This window comes from Nocardia farcinica, assembly GCF_029867845.1.
GTDB classification, from domain to species: Bacteria; Actinomycetota; Actinomycetes; order Mycobacteriales; family Mycobacteriaceae; genus Nocardia; species Nocardia farcinica_A.
The window spans coordinates 1-4,838 of sequence record NZ_JARWRU010000927.1 but is presented as its reverse complement, the minus strand read 5'-3'; the positions used below and the strand labels follow the sequence as shown (position 1 = coordinate 4,838).

The following is a 4,838-nucleotide window of genomic DNA, read 5'->3' as shown; positions in this document are numbered from 1 at the left end:
CCCCCCCCCCCCACCTTCCCCCCCCCCCCCCCCCCCCCCCCCCCCCCCCCCCCCCCCCCCCCCCCCCCCCCCCCCGGCGGGCCCGCGGCCCCCCCGCTGCGCGCCCTGCGAGGGATTACTTCGCGACCGCGACGTCCACGGTGTGGATGCCCGCGCCCTCGGGGCGGATCTCGGCCGAGCCGTTGCCCGACGAGGACAGCGCACGGACGGTCCACGCGCCGGGCGCGGCGAAGAAGCGGAAGTCGCCGGTGCCGGAGGCGACGACCTCGGCGGTGAAATCACCGTTGCCGTCCAGCAGGCGAACGAACGCGCCGCCGACGGGCTGGCCGTCGGTGCTCAGGACACGGCCGGTGATGACCGTCTCCTTCTCCACGTCGACGCCGGCCGGAATGGCCTGTCCCTGGGTGGGTGCTGCACACATGACTGATTACTCTCCCAACTCGATCGGTGCGCCGATGAGGGAGCCGTACTCGGTCCAGCTCCCGTCGTAGTTCTTGACGTTCTGGTGGCCCAGCAGCTCCTTGAGCACGAACCAGGTGTGCGAGGAACGCTCGCCGATGCGGCAGTAGGCGATGGTCTCCTTCTCGCCGTCCAGGCCCGCCTCCTTGTACAGGGCGGCCAGCTCCTCGTCGGACTTGAAGGTGCCGTCCTCGTTGGCCGCCTTGCTCCACGGCACGTTGATGGCGCCGGGGATGTGGCCGGGGCGCTGGCTCTGCTCCTGCGGCAGGTGGGCCGGGGCGAGGATCTTGCCGGAGAACTCGTCGGGCGAGCGCACGTCGACCAGGTTCTTGGTGCCGATCGCGGCGATGACCTCGTCGCGGAAGGCGCGGATCGACACGTCGGGCGCGGCGGCCTTGTACTGGGTGGCCGGGCGCGACACGGGCTCGGTCGACAGCGGGCGGCCGTCGAGCTCCCACTTCTTGCGGCCGCCGTCGATCAGCTTGACGTCGTTGTGGCCGTAGAGCTTGAAGTACCAGTAGGCGTAGGCGGCGAACCAGTTGTTGTTGCCGCCGTAGAGCACCACGGTGTCGTCGTTGGAGATGCCGCGCGCGGAGAGCAGATCGGAGAACTGCTCCTGGTTCACGAAGTCGCGGCGGACCGGATCCTGCAGGTCGGCCTTCCAGTCGAGGCGCACGGCGCCTTCGATGTGGCCGCCGTCGTAGGCGGAGGTGTCCTCGTCGACCTCGACGAAGACCACGCCGGGGGTGTTGAGGTTCTCTTCGGCCCAGTCCACGGAGACCAGGACATCGGAGCGAGCCATTGTGTTCCTTTCAGCGATGACAACTGCAGGGTCGGAGGTAACTGTGCAGGTCAGTTCGACGCCGGGGATCCGGCCGGACGGAATCGGGCGACCAGCGGATAGATCCGGCAGCCCAGGCACAACCCGAACGCGGCGTTGAGGAACGCCGCGAACAGGGCGAAGCCGGCGAAGATCGCGCCGACCACGGTGGAGCCGAGCGCGAAGCCCAGCAGCGAGACGGCCGCGAAGACGAAACCGAGCAGCTGGGCGAAGCGCAGCGGCGGGACCGGCTCGGTCTCGGTGACCGGGCCGAGCCGCGGCGCGACCAGTGTGCCGTAGATCAGGCCGTAGGGGTGCTTGCGGGGGCCGAGCAGCGCGCCCGCGCCGAACACGACCGCCTGCACGGCGATCAGGACGGTGGCCAGGGCGGGCGAGACGGCGGCCGCCAGCAGCACCAGCACCAGCACGGCGGTGGTGATCCAGGCGACGAAACGCGGTCCGCGCACGTCGACCTGATCGACGCCGGAGCGTGCGGCGGGGGCCTGCGGGGCGGTGGCCTGCGCGCTGCGCGGCGATTCGAGGTGGGAAGACATCGTTGTGCGTACTCCTGCGCTGATTTGCTTTCGATGGCTGAGGGCCAGGTCGCGGGAGGATCGCTCGGAGGCATCACTCGCGCGACGGGCAGCGGTCGGCGTCGAACAGAAAGGAAATGGAACGGCCGACCGTCAACGGCACAGGCAGCAACAACCGCCGAGACGACACAGGTCAACTGTGCGACGTCGGGTGAGCATCAGCTCGTGGTTGGCTTGCACGCAGAGCAGTTTACCCAACTCCGGCGGGAAATGGACCGGAGGGGTCCGAACAGGGGCGCTCAGCCCTGGTCGCCCGCAGTCAAGGGGGCCAGCGCGGAGCGCAACTCGCCGGACTTGGGGACACCGGAGATGCGGAAGCGCTCCTTGCCCTCGGCGTCGAAGACGAAGGTGGTCGGCAGCGAGAGCACGTTGAGTTCGCGGGCGAGCGCGGGCTCGGCGTCGATGTCGACCTCGATGTCGCGCGGCGGCAGCGGCCGATCGGCGAGATCCGTTGTGACGCCGGAGACCACGCGCCGCACCGCCGCGCACGGACCGCACCACTCGGCGGAGAAGTGCAGCACCGCCGGACCGGACGTGCCGACGCCCGCGGCGGTCAGCAGCTCGCTGCGGCGGCCGTCCTCCGGGACGGCCGAGGGGGCCCTCGCCGTGCCGTCGAGGCGCTGCAACCACAGCCCGACGGCGAGGGCGAGGACGAGGACGGCGAGCAGGATTGTGATTTCTGTCATGGTCTCTGCAACTGGTCGAGGTCGATCGTGACGTTCTCGCCACGACCCTCGACCACGATCTGGCCGCCCAGCGCGAACGCCTTGGTGGGGGTGACGCCGAACGGCAAATCCTTGGTGTCGATGGTACGGCTGAACATCGCCAGGACCGCGGGCTCGTCGATGCCCGGCGGGATCGGCGGATAGCCGAAGTCGTCGTCCTCGTCCTGGTGCAGCCCGGTCGCGGTGATGCGGATCTGGTCGCCGTCGAGCACGAGATCGGCGTCGACGGCCACCGCGACGCCGGTCTGGCCCGCGGCCATGTTGGTCGGCAGGCCGGTGCGCGGCACGGTGCCGGTGAGCACGAGCGCGCCCTCGGTGGTGATGCCCGACCCGCCCGACCCGCCGGTGCCGTCGGACTTGTCCGCCGGACGCGAATGCACCTGCAGATCCGGGATGTTGAACAGCCTGCCGAGTTCGGTCGGCCGCACCCGCATGGCCGACTCGACCCGCTCGACGGGCACCCGCCTGCTGCGGCCGTCGTCCAGATCCTCGAGGTTCAGGCGCACCCCGGTCAGCCTGGCGTCGATGGCGATCTCGCCGGGGATGTCCGGGCGCACCGCGACGGCGGTGATCACCACGCTCTCGAACCTGCCGTCGAGGGCGTGGGCGATGAAGGGGAAGCCGTGGATGGTGACCTCGGGGTCGGCGCCGAGCGCCGCACCCTCGCGCAGGGTCCGGGAAACGCGGTACTCGGAGTAGGCGGCGGCGCCGAAATCGACGATCACCGCCAGGCCTGCCAGGCACAGCAGCCCGATGATCACCTTGCGCATGAACGCCCACAGTAGTCGGCGTGTGGTTGCCCGACACGACGGTCCCGGCCGGAGTACTCTCCACCCGGACCGCGAGGTCATCGGGTCGCACGCGCTAATCTTGCATCCGATCACCATGTAACAGCGATGTGGCGTCCACGGTGCTCCGGTCGCTCGTAGCTGCGGGCCGCCGCCGCCGTTCGCCGCACGCAGGCCGTGCTAGAGATGGGAGGAGGGCTCGTGGAGCTGCTCCTGCTGACCTCCGACCCCAACCCCGAGTCGGTGCTGCCGTCGCTCCAGTTGCTGGCGCACAATGTGCGCCCGGCGCCGACCGAGGTCGCCTCGCTGCTGGAGGCGGGGACAGCGGATGTCGCGCTGGTCGACGCCCGGACGGATCTGGCCGCCGCGCGCGGTCTGTGCAGGCTGCTCGGCAGCACCGGGTCATCGGTGCCCGTGGTGGCCGTGCTCACCGAGGGCGGTCTGGTGGCGGTGAACGCCGACTGGGGCCTCGACGACATCCTGCTGCCCGGTACCGGCCCCGCCGAGCTGGACGCGCGGCTGCGCCTGCTGGTCGGCCGCAGCGGCGGCGTCGCCAGCCCGGAGAACACCGGCAAGATCACCCTGGGTGAGCTCGTCATCGACGAGGGCACCTACACCGCCAGGCTGCGCGGCCGCCCGCTCGACCTCACCTACAAGGAGTTCGAGCTGCTCAAGTACCTCGCCCAGCACGCGGGCCGGGTGTTCACCCGCGCCCAGCTGCTCCAGGAGGTCTGGGGTTACGACTTCTTCGGCGGCACCCGCACCGTCGACGTGCACGTGCGACGGCTGCGCGCCAAGCTCGGCAGCGAATACGAGTCGCTGATCGGCACCGTGCGCAACGTGGGCTACAAGGCGGTCCGCCCGGCCCGGTCCCCCGCCAAGGGCGAGGCGCCGACCTTCCCGGACGAGGACGTCACCGGTGACGGTGACGACGCGCTCGCCCCGAGCAGTGGATCGGCCCAGTAACCGATGAGCGATCCCGCCCTGCGCTGGACTGCGCGCGTGGACGGCCCGACGGCCGAGGCGATCCGCGCGCTGCTCGAACGCGCCCGCGCCGCCGACGGCGTCGCCCCCGTCTCCGAGCAGGCCGTGCTCTCGCTGGCCGCCGAACCCGACGACACCGCCGGGCCGGACGGCCCGCGCCATCTGATCGCCGAACTCGACGGCGTCATCGCCGGGTACGCCCACCTGGTCCCCGCGCACGGCGAGCACCCCGCCATGGTCGAGGCCGTCGTCGACCCAGGGCTGCGCGGTCGCGGCCTCGGCGCCGCCCTGGTGCGCGCCGCTCTGGCCGAGGGCGGACCGGGCGCGCGGGTCTGGGCGCACGGCGATCTGCCCGCCGCGAAAGCGGTCGCCGCCGGGCTCGGCCTGCGCGTCGCCCGCGAGCTGTGGCAGATGCGCCGCGGCCTGACCGGCCCCGGACTACCCCCCCTCGGGGTGGCCGCGGGCCTGG

At 71.5% G+C, this 4,838-nt stretch carries 7 protein-coding genes; 2 read left to right on the top strand and 5 right to left on the bottom strand.

What is annotated here, in order from left to right; genetic code table 11:
• Positions 1 to 115: 115 nt before the first annotated feature.
• The 5 genes from QH283_RS20375 to QH283_RS20355 all read right to left on the bottom strand — a co-directional run bounded on the left by QH283_RS20375 (position 116) and on the right by QH283_RS20355 (position 3,367).
• Complete coding sequence (locus QH283_RS20375; protein ID WP_280504579.1) at positions 116 to 421, bottom strand: DUF1416 domain-containing protein; 306 nt, start codon at positions 419 to 421, stop codon at positions 116 to 118.
• 6 nt (positions 422 to 427) lie between these two features.
• Entirely contained in the window at positions 428 to 1,261 is an 834-nt protein-coding gene (locus QH283_RS20370) for a sulfurtransferase (RefSeq protein WP_280504578.1), read from the bottom strand.
• Between the two features lie 50 nt (positions 1,262 to 1,311).
• On the bottom strand, positions 1,312 to 1,833 hold the full coding sequence (locus QH283_RS20365; protein WP_280504577.1) for a DUF4395 domain-containing protein: 522 nt from the start codon (positions 1,831 to 1,833) through the stop codon (positions 1,312 to 1,314).
• A gap of 278 nt (positions 1,834 to 2,111) precedes the next feature.
• On the bottom strand, positions 2,112 to 2,558 hold the full coding sequence (locus tag QH283_RS20360; protein ID WP_280504576.1) for a thioredoxin family protein: 447 nt from the start codon (positions 2,556 to 2,558) through the stop codon (positions 2,112 to 2,114).
• Entirely contained in the window at positions 2,555 to 3,367 is an 813-nt protein-coding gene (locus QH283_RS20355) for an LmeA family phospholipid-binding protein (protein WP_280504575.1), read from the bottom strand. The genes QH283_RS20360 and QH283_RS20355 overlap by 4 nt, the downstream gene beginning before the upstream one ends.
• Before the next feature lie 219 nt (positions 3,368 to 3,586).
• Between QH283_RS20355 and QH283_RS20350 the strand changes: the two genes are divergently transcribed.
• Together QH283_RS20350 and QH283_RS20345 are read left to right on the top strand one after the other, a co-directional pair.
• Positions 3,587 to 4,351, top strand: a complete 765-nt coding sequence (locus tag QH283_RS20350) for a winged helix-turn-helix transcriptional regulator (protein ID WP_280504574.1) — start codon at positions 3,587 to 3,589, stop codon at positions 4,349 to 4,351.
• A 3-nt stretch (positions 4,352 to 4,354) separates the two neighbouring features.
• Positions 4,355 to 4,838 (top strand): GNAT family N-acetyltransferase (locus tag QH283_RS20345; RefSeq protein ID WP_280504573.1); only part of this gene is annotated, 484 nt, incomplete at its 3' end.

Excerpts from the sequence above, each read along its gene's own strand:
- QH283_RS20375 (WP_280504579.1), bottom strand. The coding sequence starts at position 421 with ATGTGTGCAGCACCCACCCAGGGACAGGCCATTCCGGCCGGCGTCGAC.
- QH283_RS20370 (WP_280504578.1), bottom strand. The coding sequence starts at position 1,261 with ATGGCTCGCTCCGATGTCCTGGTCTCCGTGGACTGGGCCGAAGAGAAC.
- QH283_RS20365 (WP_280504577.1), bottom strand. The coding sequence starts at position 1,833 with ATGTCTTCCCACCTCGAATCGCCGCGCAGCGCGCAGGCCACCGCCCCG.
- QH283_RS20360 (WP_280504576.1), bottom strand. The coding sequence starts at position 2,558 with ATGACAGAAATCACAATCCTGCTCGCCGTCCTCGTCCTCGCCCTCGCC.
- QH283_RS20355 (WP_280504575.1), bottom strand. The coding sequence starts at position 3,367 with ATGCGCAAGGTGATCATCGGGCTGCTGTGCCTGGCAGGCCTGGCGGTG.